We start from the raw sequence: 16,975 nt of genomic DNA, 5'->3' as shown, positions 1-16,975 counted from the left end.
GGCGTGACGGAGCCGCGGGCGGCCGAACGGGCAGGCGGTGTACGGGAGTTGTGCCGCAAGGCGGCGCGGGCAGGCGGGTGGTGTCAGCGCGGGGCGGGTGCGGTGACCGGCGAGAGGGAGCCGGACAGGTGGGCCGTCCGGGTCGCGTGGCGCTGGATCTTCCCGCTGGAGGTCTTGGGGATCGTGCCGGGATGCACCAGGACGACCTCGCGTACGGACAGGCCGTGGGCCTCGCCGAGCGCGCTGCGGATCAGGTCGGTGATCTTCTCCGAGTCGCCCGCGGCGTCCGGGGCCACCTCGGCGACGAGGACCACCTGCTCCCCTTCGACTCCGTCGCCGGCGGGGACGGAGAAGGCGGCGGTGCAGCCGGGGCGCAGGGCCGGGTGGCACATCTCGGCGGACAGCTCCAGGTCCTGCGGGTAGTGGTTGCGTCCGTCGATGACGATCAGGTCCTTGAGGCGGCCGGTGACGAAGAGTTCGCCCTCGCGCAGGAATCCCAGGTCGCCGGTGCGCAGGAAGCGGCCTTCGCGGCCGGGCAGGGTGGCGCGGAAGGTCTCGCGGGTGGCCAGGGCGTTGCGCCAGTAGCCCTTGGCGACGCTGGCTCCGCCCACCCAGATCTCGCCGACGTGCCCCTCGGGGAGTTCCGTGCCCCGTTCCGGGTCCGCGATCGTCACCGTGAGGCCGGGGCCTGGACGGCCACAGCCGACCGCGGCCGCGTCCGCCTCGCCGGCGTGCGGCCCGAGGTCCTGGGCGGCGAGGAGGGTGGGCGGGGCATCCACGGCGGCGCCGGTGACCATCACGGTCGCCTCGGCGAGGCCGTAGCAGGGGTAGAAGGCCTCGCGCCGGAAGCCTGCGGGGGCGAAGGTCTCGGCGAAGCGGCGCAGCGTGGCCGGGCGTATCGGTTCGGCGCCGTTGAAGGCGACCTTCCACGAACTCAGGTCGAGGCCGTCGACGAGTTCGTCGGTGGCGTGCTTCAGGCTCAGTTCGTAGGCGAAGTTGGGGCCGCCGCTGGTGTGCGGGCGGTAGCGGCTGATGGCCTTCAGCCAGCGGTCGGGCTGCTGCAGGAAGTGCAGCGGGGAGAAGAGGGTGGTGGTGAGTCCGAGGTAGACGGTGTTCAGGACCGGCCCGATGAGACCCATGTCGTGGTAGACGGGCAGCCAGCTGACGACCAGTTCGCGGCCGTACTCCTCGATGACCTCCGGGGTGTGCCCCATCCGTTCGGTGATGATCCGCTCGTTGTCGAGCAGGTTGCCGTGGGTGACGGCCACGCCCTTGGGGGCGGAGGTGGAGCCGGAGGTGTACTGGAGGAAGGCGACCGAGTCGGGGCTGAGGTCGGGGGCGTGCCAGGCGTCGGCGGCCTCGTCGGGGATGTCCTCCGTGGTGAGGCAGGTGATGTCGGCCAGCTCGGGCAGGTGCTCCGCCATACCGGCCAGGGCGCTGACCACGTCCCGGCCGCCGAGGATCACCTTGGCGTCCGCGTCGGCGATCAGACGCCTCATACGGGTCAGGGCGCGGTGGTTGTGCGCCCGGCCCTGCGGCGGCACGCCGGGTACGGCGACGACACCGGCCGCGAGGCAGCCCAGGTAGTCGCTGATGAACCCCAGGCCGGGCGGGTGCAGCAGCATGGCGCGGGAACCGGTCAGGCCGCGCTCCTGCAGCCAGGCCGCGACGGCCCGGGAACGGCGGGCGAGCCGCGCGTAGGTGATCTCCTGGATCTCTCCGTCGCAGTCCCCGGAGACGAGGTAGCGGTATGCGGTCCGGTCGGGGTGCTGCGCGGCGTGCTCGGTCAGTAAGTCGACCAGGGAACGGGCCATGGGAAGGGTCTCACCTGTCTGAATCGGTGGGTGGGGAACTGGAGTTCGACGGCCGTGCGACACCTGTGCACAGCAGCCGCGAGCGGCCCGGCCCCCTTGCCGGACTGTGCGACTCGACCCCGTCCGGGGAGTGGCGACACGCCGGCTCCCCGTGCCCCGTACGACTTGCTACCGGCGAGTAGCACTGTAGCAACTCTGTTCGGCCCGTCGACCCGAACTCTGTAAACGCTGGGTGTCGAACGCGAGTTGGGCATGCCGAAGGCCCGGCCGCCCGTGCCGTGCACGGAGGCCGGGCCTGAGGGCGGGAAGCCGGTGTCAGCCGCCGTTCAGGCGTCCGCGCAGCAGTCCCTTGCCGATTTCCGCGCCCTTGCGGCTGTCCGCCTGGGCCTTGCGGAACAGGTCGGCCACCTCGGTGTCCTTCTCGCGCTCCGCGTCCTGGATGTAGGTCTCCAGGCGCAGGGCGTTGCTCAGGCACGCCTCCACGTACCAGATGAGGTTGTAGTCCTTGTCCGGCGTACCGGTCACGCCGCCGGTCTCCGTGCTGCTGGTCATGCGGGCCTCCTCCAGCGGTTGTCCTTCCGGGGCTGTCCGAGTACCCGCCCCGCACCAGGCAATCAGCCGACGTCCCACAGGAAACGGTGCGTATGGATGCCGAAGTACGGGAACGCCTGGATCTGCCGGATCCCCTCGATCGGCCGTACGACGTCGTTGACGAAGTCCAGCAGTTCGCGTGGGCCCGCCGCGACCACCTCGGCGAACAGGTCGAAGCCGCCGGAGGTCAGCACCGCGTAGACGACCTCGGAGCGAGCGGCCAGTGCGTCGGCGACCGCGCGCGGGTCGCCGTCCACGCCGATGCCGAGCAGGGCCATGGCCTGCCCGCCCATGGACATCGGGTCGGTGACGCCGACGACCTGCACGGCCTTGGTGTCCAGCAGCCGCTGCAGGCGCTGGCGGGCCGCGGAGGCCGAGAGGCCGACCTTGGGGCCGAGGTCGGCGTAGGCGATGCGCCCGTCGGTCTGCAGTTCGCGCAGGATGGCCCGGTCGATGTCGTCCACGTGCGTCGCTCTCCTTGTTCCGGCCTGCTTGCCCGGTCCCGTCGGAGCCGCTCAGCCGGCCAGGTCGGCCAGGGCGGCGGCGAAGACCTCGGTGTGGAGGTCGACGTCCTGGTCGGTGGTGTCCGGGCACATGAGCGCCATGTTGTGGAAGGGGGTCAGCAGGATGCCCCGGTTGGCCAGGTAGAGGTGGAGGAAGTCCTCCAGTTCGGGGTCGCCTGCGGCCGCGGACTCGGTACCGGTACGAGGCGCAGGCGAGGCGAAGCGGTATTCGGTACGGGCGCCGAGACGGCTGACCGACCAGGGCAGGGCGTGGGCGTCGATGCCCGCGCGCACGCCCGCTTCGAAGCGCTCGGACAGTTTGGTCATGCGGGCGAACGCATCCTCGGTCAGGACGTGTTCCAGCGTGGCGCGCATGGCGGCGACCGACAGGGCGTTGCCGGCCAGGGTGCCTCCGACCCCGCCCATGTCGACCAGGTCGAGGTCGGCGCGGTCGAGGAGGCGGTCCGCGAGCTCGGCGGACAGACCGTATGCGCCGGCCGGGATGCCGCCGCCGATCGCCTTGCCGATGGTGAGCAGGTCGGGCTCCAGGCCCCAGGCGGCGGTGCAGCCGCCCGGACCGGCGGAGAAGGTGTGGGTCTCGTCGTTGATGAGCAGGGTGCCGTGGCGGCGGGTCAGCGCCCGGACGCCCTCGAGGTAGCCGGGTTCGGGCAGCACGATGCCGATGTTGGTGAGGGCGGGTTCCATCAGGACGGCGGCGACATCGCCGTGGGCGAGTTCGCGCTCCAGTTGTTCCAGGTCGTTGAATTCCGCGACGCGGCTGGTCAGCGTGACGTCGCAGGGGGCACCGACGTTTCCCGGGCGGGCCGCTCCCCTGCCGTCGGGGCCGACGACGATGAGGGACTCGTCGACGCTGCCGTGGTAGCTGTAACTGTTCACCAGGATCTTGGGGCGGCCGGTGACGGCCCGGACGAGCCGGATCGCCCAGCGGTTGGCGTCGGTCGCCGTCAGCGAGAAGCTCCAGCGGGCGAGGCCGAAGCGGCGGGCCAGCTCGGCACCGACCCATTCGGCGTCCTCGGTGGGCAGCATCGCGGTGGCTCCGCCCAGATCGGCGAACCGGCGCTGGACCGCATCGGCCACGACCGCCGGGGAGTGACCGGCCATCGCTCCGGTGTCACCGAGGCAGAAGTCGACGTACTCGTGCCCGTCGATGTCCGTGACCCGGGCGCCGCGGGCGGTGGCCAGGTAGCGGGGGAAGGCGCCCGCCGCCTTGTTCATCCACGTCATCGGCACGCGCCCGAAGAGATGGTCGGCCCGCGCATAGGCGTCCCTCGAACGCGGGCAGCGATGGGCGGCCTGCTCCTGCTCGCGGGCGAGCAGGTCCTGCAAACGGGCGCGGTCCATGAAACCCCCGAACTCTGAGCACGACGGAACCCGCGGAGCGTACGACGGAAATCCTTGATCCATCAAGGTCATCACGCGGAATCTGTTGACTGAGCAATCGAATCACGCGTCCAGGGAGGCGGCCCTCGGCCCGGCTGTACCCGTCGAGCTGCGGGACAGCGGATCGGAACGGTGTGCCGGCCCTGATCGCCCGGAACTCCGGGGCATCGATGCAGGAAGTGCCGGTGGTGGCTGCGCGCGTAGAAACGCAAAGGGGCGCGACCGGTCCCCCGTTCCGGTCGTGCCCCTGCGGTTCGTCGAACTTACGTGCCGGGTGGATCCGTTGTGAACCGCGTCGGTGCCCACTGTGGTGTCCGCACGGCTCACCCGTGCACAGGTGAGTCCGGATGGTCCCGGTTCGCCCGTCGCAGGTCGGGATGGTCGAGGTCGCCGAGGGCCAGATGGGCGAGGACGACCTCGTAGAGGTCGCTGCCGGCGGCGAGCAGTTGGCGTTCGAGGACGGGCTCCGCGCTGCGCACGTGCTCCCGTACCGTCTGCGCGTGCACGCCCAGGATCTGCGCGGCGCGTTCGGCGTTGCCCCCGGCGGCGATCCAGGTGCGCAGGGTGCGGCGCAGATCGCGGGCGTCGGCATCGAGACGGGCGAGCAGGTCGCTCGCCCACGTGCGCAGGGCGGGGCCGGCCAGCAGGTCGCCGAGCCGGGGGTGGCCCGCCTCGGCGGGGCCGGTCTCGTGTTGTTCCGTCGCGAGGCCGATCCAGGTGTTGAGCGCCAGGTGCACGACCGCGCGGGCGGCGAGATCGGAGAAGTCCGCCTGCAGCAGTGCCTCGACGCGCTCCATGCGGGCGCGGACGGTGTTGCGGCTGACGCCGAGCACCTTGGCGGCGTTGACCGCGGTGAACTCCAGGCCCAGCCGGGTGGTGGCGAGGAGCTCGGCGCGGGTGTGGTGCGCCAGGGTGTCCAGCGGGCGCAGCACATGGGTCGTCCAGCCGTGCAGCTGGGCAGGGTCCATCAGGCGCTCGGGGTGGGTGCGTTCGGCGTAGACGGCCTGCTTGTCGGGCCGGAAGCGGGCGACGGCGAGCGCGCTGACGGCCTGTCCGTAGGCGGTGGCAGTGCGGGCGAGGCTCTGTGGGGCGCTGCCGCCGAGGAAGGTGCCCGGCCATCGGCCGATCAGGGAGCGCAGTTCCCCGCTGGCCGTGTCGTCGGGAGCGACGACGATGACGTGCGCATCGACGGCCGGACAGCGCACGACCAGTACCTGCTCCTCCGTCGCGGTCAGGCACTCCTCGGCGAGCCGGTCGCGCTCCTCGGCGCAGCCTTCGAGGACGTAGACGCAGGCGGTGTCGGTGTCGAGCAGGCCGTGCCACAGACCTGCGGCGACTCGGCGGGCGGCGACGGTGTCCTCGACCATCAGCAGTTGCAGGATCGCCAGGCGCAGATCGGAGGTGGCGCGTTGGAGGCGGCGTCCGGCGCTGGTCGACTCACGTGCCCTGAGCAGGAGTTCGATCACCTGGGCGGTGTGGGTGACGATCTCGGAGGACCGGCGGTCGAAGGGGACGGGGCGGGACACGGCCAGTACGCCGACGGGGGCGGGCGGCGGCTGCTCCACCCTGACGAGCCGCAGATGACGTCCCGTGTCGTCCCAGGCCGCGGAGGCGATCCGTCCGGAGACGAGGTCCACGAGGAGGTTCTCGTCCAGTGGTGTCGGCGTTCCGGCGAGGAGCCGGCCGGTGCCGTCCTGCAGCCAGGCCGTCCCGTGCACGGCTTCTGCGAGCCAGGCGACGACCCTGCGGATGTCCCGGCCCGTGGGGCGCAGGTGATCGAGCAGTTCCTGCGCCCATGTCGGGCCGGCGTCGGCACCCGTCGTCTCGTCAGGGCGGGCCCCGTCCTTTCGGCCTGCCATCTCGGCCTTCTCCTCGTCCATCGCATCGACCTCGGCGTTTCGGTCGGGGACGTTACCTCACGGGTGCCCGGTGGTTGTGTCCCTACGGGTGCGTGCGACGGGAGAGGGCTTTCAGTCGGTGTGGTCTGCGAAGGCGCCGCCCGGGGCGAAGGCCAGTGAGGCGAAGCGTTCGCCGATGCGGAGGTGGGTGTCGGCGTCCGGGTGGAGCTGGTCGGGCAGGGGCAGTTCTTCGTGGTCGGACTCGCCGTAGAGTTCGCGGCCGTCGAGGTAGGTCAGGTTGGGGTCCTCGGCGGCCCGCTGGGCCACGATGCGGGCCAGCTCGTCCCGGATGACGCCGAGGGCCAGTTTCCCGCTCGCTCGTTCCGCGGGATCGCCCATGGCCTGGAAGTGCAGTTGACCGTCGCTCAGGGAGGTGAAGTCCAGGACGCTGGGGCCCGGCGTGTCCTCGTGTATCGGGCACAGGATGGGCGAGACGACCAGCAGCGGTGTCGTGGGGTGTCCTTCGCGGACGGTGTCGAGGAAGCCGTGGACGGCGGGGGTGAAGGCGCGCAGGCGCATCAGGTCGGTGTTGACCAGGTTGATGCCGATCTTGACGCTGATCAGGTCGGCCGGGGTGTCGCGCAGGGTGCGCGCGGTGAACGGGTCGAGCAGGGCGCTGCCACCCAGGCCCAGGTTGATCAGGTCGACGCCGCCCAGGGAGGCGGCGAATGCGGGCCATGTGGTGGTGGGGCTCGCCGCGTCGGAGCCGTGGCTGATCGAACTGCCGTGGTGCAGCCACACCTTGCGGCCGCTGGGCGGGCTGGGCTCCACGGGGGCGTCGGTGCGCAGGGCGACGAGTTCGGTGGTCTCGTTGTGCGGGAGCCAGATCTCGACGTCCTTCTCCCCGTCGGGCAGGTCGGGGAAGCGGAGCGTGCCCACGGAGCCGGGCCGCAGTTCGGCCGTGCCGGCGACCATGTCGATGGTCACGGTGTTGCCGTCCGCGATACTGCCCCGGCCTGCCGGGCGGCCGTCGACGAGGAGGTCGTAGACGCCGTCGGGACGGGGCGGGGCGCCGACGTAGTCGCGTTTGGTGGGCAGGGCGTCGAGTTCGACGGTCGTCGCGCGGGTGCGGAACGTCAGCCGTACGCCCGAGGGCTGGGACTCGGCGCTGGCCAGCTGCGGATCGGTGCACTGGGCGCGGGCCCGGGCGGGCAGCCGGTGCGGCAGCACGCCGTGCTCGGTGTGCTCGATGTCGAGGGCGCCGCGCAGCAGTTCGGCGGTGACGGGCGTGGTGATCCAGTCGTGCTCGGTGGGCATGTCCTCAGCCTGTCGGTCAAAGGGTCGGGGCGGTGGGCCAGTTGCGCAGGAGGGCGTCGAGGGCGTCGAGGATCCGCGTCCAGCTCTCCTGCGAGTCGGGGGCGCTGTGGCTGAAGCCGCCCGCCGTCTCCAGACTCGAGTAGCCGTGGAAGACGCTGCCAAGCAGCCGTACGGCGTGCGTCTGGTCCGGTTCCGTCAGGTCGTAGCCGCGCAGGATCGCGCGTGTCATCCGGGCGTGCCGGACGCCTGCACTGGCGGCCGCGGTCTCGGGGTCCAGCCGCAGCCGGGCCGCGGCCGCGCGGCCGGGGTGTTCCCGGCCGTAGTCGCGGTAGGCGTTGGCGAAGGCGATCAGGGCGTCCTTGCCGGCGCGGCCCGCGAGGGCGTCGGCGGCCCGGTCGGCGAGCTCCTCCAGGGCGAACAGGGCGATCCGCGTCTTGAGGTCCTGGGAGCTGGTCACATGCGAGTACAGGCTCGCCACCTTGACGTCGAAGCGGCGGGCCAGCTCGGAGACGGTCACCTGGTCGAAGCCGACCTCGTCCGCCAGTTCCGCCCCTGCCCGCACCACACGCTCCGTGGTCAGCCCGACGCGCACCATGGCCGCTCTCCTTTCTCGCCGGAGCCGGATCTCCACAGCGGTTTCGCCAAAGCCGATTATGCATTTGCCTAAAGCTTTTAGGCAAATTAGCGTGGCGTTATGGAACCGCTGACCGAGCAAGAGATCCGCGCCGCCTTCGTGAACTGCACCAAGGGCGAGGCCAAGCGCCTGTCCGTCCCCCGCGACCTGGCCGAGCGGCCCTGGGACGACCTGGACTTCCTCGGCTGGCGCGACCCCCAGGCCCCCGACCGCGCCTACCTCGTCACCGAGTGGAGCGACGGCAGGCCCAGAGCAGTCGCACTGCGCAGCTCCGGCACCACCGTGGGGCAGGCGCGGCGCAGCATGTGCTCCATGTGCCTGACCACCCACTCCGGCGGGGTCTCGCTGATGGTCGCGCCCAAGTCGGGCAAGGCCGGACAGCAGGGCAATTCCGTGGGCGCCTACATCTGCAGCGACCTCGCGTGCTCGCTCTATGTGCGGGGCAAGCGGGACGCGGGCATCGGGGCACGGCTGCACGAGACGATCACCCTGGAGGAGAAGATCCGGCGCACCGTGGCGAACGTCGCCGCGTTCGTCGCCAAGGTCAGCACGGCATAAGCTCGGCGGATGGCGAAGTACTTCGACGTGCACCCCGAAAACCCCCAGCCGCGCACCATCGCCCAGGTCGCCGACAGCATCCGCGCGGATGCGCTCATCGCGTATCCGACGGACTCCTGCTACGCCCTGGGCTGCCGGCTGGGCAGCCGTGACGGCATCGAGCGGATCCGGACCATCCGCCACCTGGACGACCGGCACCACTTCACCCTCGTGTGCCAGGACTTCTCACAGCTCGGCCAGTTCGTACGGATCGACAACGACGTGTTCCGCGCCATCAAGGCGTCCACACCCGGCAGTTACACCTTCATCCTGCCCGCGACGAAGGAGGTGCCGCGGATGCTGCAGCACCCGAAGAAGAAGACGGTCGGCGTGCGCATCCCCGACCACGTCGTCACCCAGGCCCTGCTCACCGAACTCGGCGAGCCGCTGCTGTCCAGCACGCTGCTCCTGCCCGACGAGGAGGAGCCGATGACCCAGGGCTGGGAGATCAAGGACCGCCTCGACCACGTCCTTGACGGGGTGGTCGACTCCGGCGACTGCGGCACGGAGCCGACGACGGTCATCGACTTCTCGGGCGGCGAGGCGGAGATCGTTCGGCGGGGAGCCGGGGACACCTCGCGGTTCGAGTGAACTCCACCATCTCCCGAGACCGGGGCCCCTTTCACCGGGTTGGGTGGCACGTGCAACGATGACCGCGACCGGCCCGTCGGGCCGCATGAGTTGGTCGGCGCCGAGCGCGCAGAGAGGCAGTCCCCCATGACCTCCGTACAAGGAACCACCGTTGACATCCCGACCCCGGACGGCGTCGCCGATGCCTATGTGGCGCACGCCGCCGACGGCGGTGCCCGGCCCGGCGTTCTGCTCTACATGGACGCCTTCGGGATCCGCCCCCACCTGAAGTCGATGGCCGACCGGATCGCCGAGGCCGGCTACACGGTGCTGGTGCCCAACGTGTTCTACCGTCATGGGCGCTCACCGGTCGTCGAGTTGCCCGAGTTCATCGACCCGGAGGCCCGTCCGGAGATCTGGGGCAAGGTCGGCCCGCTGCTCCAGTCCGTCACGCCCGACCTGGCGATGCGGGACGCAGACGCGTATCTGCAGTGGCTGGCCGACTCCCCCCTCGTCGCGGACGGCCCGGTCGCACTGACCGGCTACTGCATGGGCGCGCGGCTGTCCCTGCTGACCGCCGGCACCTACCCGGACCGGGTCCTCCGCCGCGGCCGGGTTCCACGGCGCCCGACTCGCGACGGAGGACCCGGACAGTCCGCACCTGGTGGCCGAACATATCACCGCCGAGGTGTACTTCGGGCACGCCGACAACGATCCGTCGCTGCCCCCGGAGCAGATCCAGCGCCTGGAGGACGCGCTCACCGCGGCAGGTGTCCGGCACCGCTGCGAGGTCTACCCGGGGGCGCACCACGGGTTCACGCAGGCCGACACGTCCGCCTACGGCAAGGAGGCCGACGAGCGCCACTGGGAGGCGCTCCTCGACCTTCTTCAGCGGACCTTCTGACAAGCAGCGGACCTTCTGACAAGTCGCCGCAGGCGCCCGCGGTTTCGTCCCGCGGGCGCCTTTCCTTTCCCCCACGTCACCCTTATTGACATGCACGCAACTTAGGTGCCAGGTTGAGAGCGCTCTCAAGAACAGGTACGGACCAATTCGGCCCATCCCCTCGAGTGACCCCACACACGGAGGTGGAGCGTGCACCACAAGCTCACTCGTCGTCTGACGGCCCCCACAGCCGCAGCCGCGCTCATCGCCGCGGTGATCGCGATCCAGGCACCCTCGTCCGCCAAGGCGGCGGTGCCCGACACGATCCCGCTGCAGGTGACCAACAACTCCGGCCGCGGCGACGCCGTCTACGTCTACACGATCGGCACCCTGCTCTCGACGGGACAGCAGGGCTGGGCGGACGCGAACGGCACGTTCCACGCCTGGCCGGCCGGCGGCAACCCGCCGACCCCCGCCCCGGACGCGTCGATCGCGGGACCAGCCACGGGCCGGTCGAAGACGATCCGGATCCCCAAGTTCTCCGGACGCATCTACTTCTCCTACGGGCAGAAGCTCGTGTTCAAGCTGACCACCGGCGGTCTCGTGCAGCCCGCCGTGCAGAACCCCAGCGACCCGAACCACGACATCCTGTTCAACTGGTCCGAGTACACACTCAACGACTCCGGCCTGTGGCTCAACAGCACCCAGGTCGACATGTTCTCCGCGCCCTACGCGGTGGGCATCCAGGGAGCGGGCGGGAGCACGACCACCACCGGCCACCTCAAGCCGGGCGGCTACAACGGCGTGTTGAACGATCTGCGCGGGAAGTCCGGCGGCTGGCCCGGGCTGATCCAGACCCGCTCCGACGGGACGGTGCTGCGGGCGCTGGCACCAGGACACGGACTGGAGTCCGGAGCGCTGCCGGCGTCCGTGATGGACGACTACATCAACCGCGTCTGGCAGAAATACACGTCGGCGACCCTCACCGTGACCCCGTTCGGCGACCAGCCGAACACCAAGTACTACGGCAGGGTCTCGGGCGGCGTCATGAACTTCACCGACGGCTCCGGCAAGGTGGTCACGACCTTCCAGAAACCGGACGCGGACAGCGTATTCGGCTGCCACAAACTGCTCGACGCGCCCAACGACCAGGTACGCGGCCCCATTTCACGCACCCTGTGCGCCGGCTTCAACCGCTCCACCCTGCTGGTCAACACCAACCAGCCGGACACGTCCTCGGCGAACTTCTACCAGGACGCGGTGACCAACCAGTACGCCCGCGCGATCCACGCGCAGATGGCCGACGGCAAGGCCTACGCGTTCGCCTTCGACGACGTGGGCAACCACGAGTCGCTCGTCCATGACGGCGGCCCGCAGCAGGCGAACCTGACCCTCGACCCGTTCAACTGACGACGAAGGGCCTCACCCCGCGGCGGACGAGGGTGAGGCCCGGCTTCGAGCGGGATCAGCCGGTCGTCAGCGCGGTGTCGTCGACGACGAAGCTGGTCTGGAGCGAGGAGTCCTCGACACCGCTGAACTTCAGGGTGACGGTCGACCCTGCCAGCGACGACAGGTCGAAGGACTTCTGCGCGTACCCGGAGGCGGCGTTGAGGTTCGAGTACGTCGCCAGGGTCTTCGAACCGGCGGTGACCGTCAGCTTGTCGTAGGCGACGCTGCTGGTGGTCTCCGAGGTGTCGATGTGCAGATAGAAGGTGAGCGTGGCCTTGCAGCCGCTCGGTATGGCCACCGACTGGGACAGCGTGTCGGTGTGGGTGGAGCCGTAGCCGTCCAGCCAGGCGTAGTAGGAGCCTCCGTGCGCCGACTCACCGCTTTCGTTGGTGATGACGCCGCTGGTCGCGGTCCAGGCGGTGTTGCCCGACTCGAAGCCCTGGTTGCCGAGGAGTTGGGCCGCGGTGCAGCCGCCGCCTCCGCTCGAGCTGACGGTCCAGGTGAAGGAGGCGGTGCCGGTGGCGCCGGTCGAGTCGGTCACCGTGACGGTGGTGCTGTAGGTGCCGGCCGTCGTCGGGGTTCCGGAGATCACGCCGGTCGAGCTGTTGATCGACAGACCGGTGGGCAGCCCCGTCGCGGCGTAGGTCAGCGAGCCGCTGTTGGTGCTGCTCGCCGAGATCTGCAGGCTCACCGCCGTGCCGACGGTGGAGGACTGGCTGCCCGGGTTGGTGACCGTGACGCCCGAGGAGGGCGGGGTGATGTGGCTGCCGACGTTGATGCCGGCGAAGGCGTTGCCGACACCGGCGTACTGGGTGGAGCCGGTGCCGTACAGCGCGGCGGCCGCATTGAGGGCGGCGGTGCGGGCTCCGGCGTAGTTGGTGCTGGACGTCATGTATGTCGTCAGCGCCTTGTACCAGATCTGCAGGGCCGCGGCCCGTCCGATGCCGGTGACGGCGACGCCGTCGGAGGTCGGGCTGTCGTACGTCACACCATTGATGGTCTTCGTGCCGCTGCCCTCGGACAGCAGGTAGAACATGTGGTTCGCGGGGCCGGAGGAGTAGTGCACGTCGAGGTTGCCGACGCCGGAGTACCAACTGTCCGCTGAGCCGCCGTCCTTGCTCGGCTTGTCCATGTACCGCAGTGGCGTGCCGTCGCCGTTGATGTCGATCTTCTCGCCGATGAGGTAGTCGCCGACGTCGCTGCTGTTGTTGGCGTAGAACTCCACTCCGGTGCCGAAGATGTCGGAGGTGGCCTCGTTGAGGCCGCCGGACTCGCCGCTGTACTCCAGCCCTGCCGTGTTGGACGTGACGCCGTGGCTCATCTCGTGTCCGGCCACGTCCAGCGAGGTCAGCGCGTGGGTGCCGCCGGAGCCGTCGCCATAGGTCATGCAGAAGCAGCTGTCGTCCCAGAAGGCGTTCACGTACGCCGTGCTGTAGTGGACCCGGGAGTAGGCGGCGACGCCGTCGTTCTTGATGCCGCTGCGGCCGAAGGTGTTCTTGTAGAAGTCCCAGGTCTCCTGGGCACCGTAGGCCGCGTCCGCGCCCGCGGTCTGCGTGTTGGACCCCGACCCGGTCCCCCAGACGTCATCGGAGTCGGTCATCAGGGTGCCGGTGCCCGAGGTGCCGTTGTTGAGGCTGTACGTCTTGTGGCCACCGCGGGTGGTGTCGTACAGCTGGTACGTCGAACCCGACAGCGTGGTGTTCAGCGTGACCGTGCCGCTGTACTGGGTGTTGCCGGTGCCCGTCTTGATGCCCTGGTAGCGGTAGAGCTCCTTGCCGCTGGTGGCGTCGGTGATGACGTGCAGCTGGCTGGGCGTGCCGTCGTCCTGGAAGCCGCCGACCACCGTCTCCCAGGCGAGCTTCGGGGTGCCGGTGCCCGCCCAGATGACCTTGCGGGCGCTGTCGGTGGTCGGCCGCTCGGCGTCGAGGGACCTGGCCGCCTTGAGTGCCTTGGTCTGCGCGGCCGCCTTCGTGAAGGTCGCGGTGGTGGAGGCGACCTTGATGGTGTGCTTGTTGTTGAAGGTCGTGCTCACCGTCCCGGCGGCCAGGGAGGCCGGCGGGGTGTGCACGACGAGGTCGCCGCCGAGAACGGGGAGGCCGGCGTAGGTCCGCTCGTAGCGGGTGTGCAGGGTGCCGTCGTTGTCCTTGACGACGTCCCTGACGACCAGTTTCTCCTTGGCGCCGAGGCCGATGGTGCGGGCGGTCGCGGTCGCCTTCTGCTTGGCGCTCTTGATGAGCGCGCTGTGCTGCGCCGGGGTCAGCTTTGCCTCCAGTCCCCCGGCGCGGAGGGGGCTGGGATGTGGGGCGGCGGGCTTCGCGTTCGCCGGCACCGACTGGACGCCGACGGCGAGGAAGGCCGCGGTGGAGACCAGGGCTCCGACCGCTGTCCGCTTGCGGGGGATGCGTCTCACTCGTTCTCCTACTGCTGCGGCCGCGTGGGGCGGCCGGTGACAGACCGGGCAGACGGGTGTACTGACCGGGACGAGCCGAGCTGTGCGGGATCGTCACTGCTTGGTGAGAACGTGGGGGGTGGGCGCGGCAGTTGGGGAGGAGGATGACAGCCTTGACCGGTCCATGTCAGCAGGGTTCCGGTCATTCGAGGGTTATCCCTCTGTCCGACCTGCACGACTCTGTTCGGCCCCGTACGACGAGGCGGCCTGCCCGCTGGGGATGCGGGCAGACCGCCGGATGGTACCGCCGAAGGGTCAGCTGAGGCCGAGGGAGGACAGAGCGGTGGTCCAGTCACTGGCGATGGCGCTGCGGGCGTCGTCGAGGGTGACCGTGCCGGCACAGACGGCCTTCTTGAGCTTGTTCTCGACCGAGTCCTTGCTGTACGCGGTCTCGTCGCCGTAGCGCGGCTCCGGCCACAGGTTCTCCGCATCCTTGGGAGCGCCGCCGAGCTCGAGCGGGACGAGGTGGTCCTCCTCGTAGTCCGAGGTGCTGGTGTCCGAGTAGCCGTACTCCGCTATCTGCTTGACCTTCAGGGCGTTGGTGTACGAGGTGGAGGGGCGCACGGTGGCGGTCCAGCCCGACACACAGATCGTGCTGTCGATCGTGTCCTGGGTGACGTCGGGGTTGTAGGCGCCGGGCTGGCAGGTCGGGTCCGGCAGCGGCAGATAGGACTGGGAGCAACTGGCCGCGTGCGCGGCCGAGCCCGTGCCGATGATGAGGCCGGCAACGGAGAGGGTGAGGGATGCCGTGGTGGCGGTGAGGCGGCGCAGGGCACGCATGGGGGTTCTCCCGCGGTGGGCCCGGGGTTCCGGGCGGGTGTGTGCATGACAGCACCACCGGGTCTATGCGGGTAGAAATACGAAGTGAAGAATCAGTGACCTCACTGAATCCTTGCCACCCCTTGGCTTTCGGCCGCCCAACGCCTGGGGTGCGCTTGGGCGTTCGATAACTTGGGGGTAACCGGTGGCGGCACGAGGCGTCCCCTGGGGATGCTGCAGGCGTGATCGCGCGAGAAGCCGCGGCTCGAGCTGTCGAAGAGCACTGGAGCGCGCCTACCAAGAGTGGCGGGCTACGGGTGTGGACGCGACGCGCATGGCTGTGGTCGACGTCAAGGAACACGAGCTGGCGTGGATCATCTCCTGGCAGTCCGAGGAGTTCGTGCGTACTCGGAACTCGGAGTTCATGCTGTTGGGCAACGGGCCGTACCTGGTCGACCCTGTCGACGGCGGGCTGCACCCGGCACGCGCACCGGTCCCGCTCCTCGGACATGGAGAGGAAGACGTCGGCGCCACCGTCGCAGGGATGGGGAATGCGCTGCATGCCGGTCCGTCGGGGCCGTTGCACCCTATGCTTCTCGGCCCCTGTCTCCGGCCGCGGACGGGGGCCGCCGCATGCCACCAACGGCCGGACGGAGGCCGAGCGCGATGGGGAGAGTGGCGGAGCTCGAGGAATGGATCGCCGTGATCGATGCCTGCGTCGAGCCCATCGCGAGCAGGCCGGTGGATCTCACCGACCCCGACTGGATGCGGAAGATGCAGGAAGGCCCGCGCCCACTGGACGAACGATCTGTGCGAGCAGGCGCACAACGCCCACATCGACATCCGGCCACTTCTGGCTGGACGTGGCCGCGCTCTCCAGTGACGTCGACAAGTACGGCATGGGTTCCACCCGGGCCATCCTGCTCCGGGCGGCGGAAAGGGAGCCGACCGGGCTCCGGGGAGCACGCAGGGTGATGGCCGCAAGCCGCCCACGCCCTGAACACGCCGCCGTTTGGCTGGAACTCGCCCCCTGGTGACCCGAGTTAACCCCTGGTAGTTGAGAATTATTCAGTTACCAATGGTAAACCCTTGCGTTTACGCGACTCTTACCCGTAGACCTGGCTCCACAAATTGCCGGGGCTCTGGGGGGAGTTGGCACATGCAGGGCACGATTGACGGGTTCCGCTATGGTGCGGTGACCCCGGTGGCGGCCTATCTGATGGCCTGCCTGGGAGGGGCGCTGGGACTGCGCTGCATCGTCCGGTCCCTGCTGAACGCGGAGTCCTGGAAGCCCGGTTGGCTGGCGCTCGGCGCCGCTTCGATCGGCTGCGGGATCTGGACGATGCACTTCATCGCCATGCTCGGATTCCAGGTCAAGGAGACCGGGATCCGTTACGACACCGGGCTCACTCTGCTCAGCCTGGCCGTGTCGATCGTCGTGGTCGGCATCGGCGTGTTCATCGTCGGCTACCGGGGCGCCGGCAAGGTCACGCTGGGTGCCGCGGGCGCTGTCACCGGTCTCGGCGTGGCCGCGATGCACTACCTCGGCATGGCGGCTGTGGAGGTGAACGGGGACTTCCGGTACGACCCGCTCACCGTCGCCCTGTCCGTCGCCGTCGCGATCGTCGCCGCGACCGCCGCACTGTGGGCGGCTGTCACCGTGCGGGGTTTCATGACGAGTCTGGGGGCCAGCCTGGTCATGGGGGTTGCCGTCTCCGGCATGCACTACACGGCCATGGCCGCCGTCAGCGTCCATGTGCACGGCACCAGAAGCGGGGCCTGGACGGGTGATTCGCCCTCCTCCTTACTGCTGCCCATGCTCCTGGGCCCGACCGTCTTCCTGTTGCTGGCCGGTGTGGTGGTCATGTTCGACCCGCTTCTGGTGCTGGGCGACGGCGACTGGAACAGATCGGCCCCGGCGCGGCGAACCTCCGCCTCCGACGAGGCGGCAGAGCCCGCACCTCAGCACAGCCTCGCCCCGTTCGGCGGAAGGGTCGCTCCCGCACGGCCCCGGCAGGATCACTACGGGACCGCCACCCCACCCGCCCCGCAGTGGGCACCGCCGCCCAGCCACGAGTGGTGAACCGCCGTCGGGTGTCGCGGACGGAGGGAGCCGCCGACCCAAGCCGGGTGCGCCGGGCGGCACTCGCGACGGCGGTTCGAGGCGCAC

At 70.0% G+C, this 16,975-nt stretch carries 14 protein-coding genes and 1 pseudogene; 6 read left to right on the top strand and 9 right to left on the bottom strand.

What is annotated here, in order from left to right; genetic code table 11:
* Window positions 1–83: 83 nt before the first annotated feature.
* The 7 genes from ACFY1E_RS35505 to ACFY1E_RS35475 form a co-directional block, all read right to left on the bottom strand.
* Window positions 84–1,814 carry a fatty acyl-AMP ligase gene (locus ACFY1E_RS35505; protein ID WP_389083516.1) on the bottom strand — a complete coding sequence of 577 codons (1,731 nt, stop codon included), beginning with the start codon at window positions 1,812–1,814 and terminating at the stop codon, window positions 84–86.
* Between the two features lie 315 nt (window positions 1,815–2,129).
* Window positions 2,130–2,366, bottom strand: coding sequence for a hypothetical protein (locus ACFY1E_RS35500; protein WP_099926203.1), 237 nt, complete (start codon window positions 2,364–2,366; stop codon window positions 2,130–2,132).
* 62 nt (window positions 2,367–2,428) lie between these two features.
* A complete protein-coding gene (locus ACFY1E_RS35495; protein ID WP_389083512.1) occupies window positions 2,429–2,869 on the bottom strand; it encodes an Lrp/AsnC family transcriptional regulator in 441 nt (146 codons plus the stop codon).
* A 51-nt stretch (window positions 2,870–2,920) separates the two neighbouring features.
* Window positions 2,921–4,270 (bottom strand): transaminase, encoded by a 1,350-nt coding sequence (locus ACFY1E_RS35490; protein WP_389083508.1) that lies wholly within the window; start codon window positions 4,268–4,270, stop codon window positions 2,921–2,923.
* A gap of 362 nt (window positions 4,271–4,632) precedes the next feature.
* Window positions 4,633–6,168 (bottom strand): helix-turn-helix domain-containing protein, encoded by a 1,536-nt coding sequence (locus ACFY1E_RS35485; protein WP_389083870.1) that lies wholly within the window; start codon window positions 6,166–6,168, stop codon window positions 4,633–4,635.
* Window positions 6,169–6,279: 111 nt separating this feature from the next.
* Window positions 6,280–7,464 (bottom strand): GDSL-type esterase/lipase family protein, encoded by a 1,185-nt coding sequence (locus tag ACFY1E_RS35480; protein WP_389083506.1) that lies wholly within the window; start codon window positions 7,462–7,464, stop codon window positions 6,280–6,282.
* 16 nt (window positions 7,465–7,480) lie between these two features.
* Window positions 7,481–8,059 carry a WHG domain-containing protein gene (locus tag ACFY1E_RS35475; RefSeq protein ID WP_344399849.1) on the bottom strand — a complete coding sequence of 193 codons (579 nt, stop codon included), beginning with the start codon at window positions 8,057–8,059 and terminating at the stop codon, window positions 7,481–7,483.
* 99 nt (window positions 8,060–8,158) lie between these two features.
* Between ACFY1E_RS35475 and ACFY1E_RS35470 the strand changes: the two genes are divergently transcribed.
* The 4 genes and pseudogenes from ACFY1E_RS35470 to ACFY1E_RS35455 all read left to right on the top strand — a co-directional run bounded on the left by ACFY1E_RS35470 (window position 8,159) and on the right by ACFY1E_RS35455 (window position 11,558).
* Window positions 8,159–8,656, top strand: a complete 498-nt coding sequence (locus tag ACFY1E_RS35470) for an FBP domain-containing protein (RefSeq protein ID WP_389083504.1) — start codon at window positions 8,159–8,161, stop codon at window positions 8,654–8,656.
* A 9-nt stretch (window positions 8,657–8,665) separates the two neighbouring features.
* A complete protein-coding gene (locus ACFY1E_RS35465; protein WP_389083501.1) occupies window positions 8,666–9,286 on the top strand; it encodes an L-threonylcarbamoyladenylate synthase in 621 nt (206 codons plus the stop codon).
* A 126-nt stretch (window positions 9,287–9,412) separates the two neighbouring features.
* Window positions 9,413–10,169 (top strand): annotated as a pseudogene (locus ACFY1E_RS35460) (dienelactone hydrolase family protein).
* A gap of 189 nt (window positions 10,170–10,358) precedes the next feature.
* Complete coding sequence (locus tag ACFY1E_RS35455; RefSeq protein WP_389083499.1) at window positions 10,359–11,558, top strand: glycoside hydrolase family 64 protein; 1,200 nt, start codon at window positions 10,359–10,361, stop codon at window positions 11,556–11,558.
* A 55-nt stretch (window positions 11,559–11,613) separates the two neighbouring features.
* Here ACFY1E_RS35455 and ACFY1E_RS35450 read toward each other — a convergent pair whose 3' ends face one another.
* Both ACFY1E_RS35450 and ACFY1E_RS35445 read right to left on the bottom strand, forming a co-directional pair.
* Window positions 11,614–14,007 (bottom strand): M4 family metallopeptidase, encoded by a 2,394-nt coding sequence (locus ACFY1E_RS35450; protein ID WP_389083497.1) that lies wholly within the window; start codon window positions 14,005–14,007, stop codon window positions 11,614–11,616.
* Between the two features lie 294 nt (window positions 14,008–14,301).
* On the bottom strand, window positions 14,302–14,826 hold the full coding sequence (locus tag ACFY1E_RS35445; protein WP_389083495.1) for a hypothetical protein: 525 nt from the start codon (window positions 14,824–14,826) through the stop codon (window positions 14,302–14,304).
* A gap of 313 nt (window positions 14,827–15,139) precedes the next feature.
* On the opposite strand from ACFY1E_RS35445, the gene ACFY1E_RS35440 reads away from it, so the two are divergent.
* Together ACFY1E_RS35440 and ACFY1E_RS35435 are read left to right on the top strand one after the other, a co-directional pair.
* Window positions 15,140–15,511, top strand: a complete 372-nt coding sequence (locus ACFY1E_RS35440) for a YrhB domain-containing protein (protein WP_389083493.1) — start codon at window positions 15,140–15,142, stop codon at window positions 15,509–15,511.
* A 453-nt stretch (window positions 15,512–15,964) separates the two neighbouring features.
* Window positions 15,965–16,888 carry an MHYT domain-containing protein gene (locus tag ACFY1E_RS35435; protein WP_389083490.1) on the top strand — a complete coding sequence of 308 codons (924 nt, stop codon included), beginning with the start codon at window positions 15,965–15,967 and terminating at the stop codon, window positions 16,886–16,888.
* The last annotated feature ends 87 nt before the right edge of the window (window positions 16,889–16,975 follow it).

This window comes from Streptomyces sp. NPDC001604 (assembly GCF_042893475.1).
In the GTDB taxonomy this organism is placed as follows: domain Bacteria; phylum Actinomycetota; class Actinomycetes; order Streptomycetales; family Streptomycetaceae; genus Streptomyces.
Note: the sequence above shows the minus strand (reverse complement) of the source record. Positions and strands in the feature narration are given on the sequence as shown.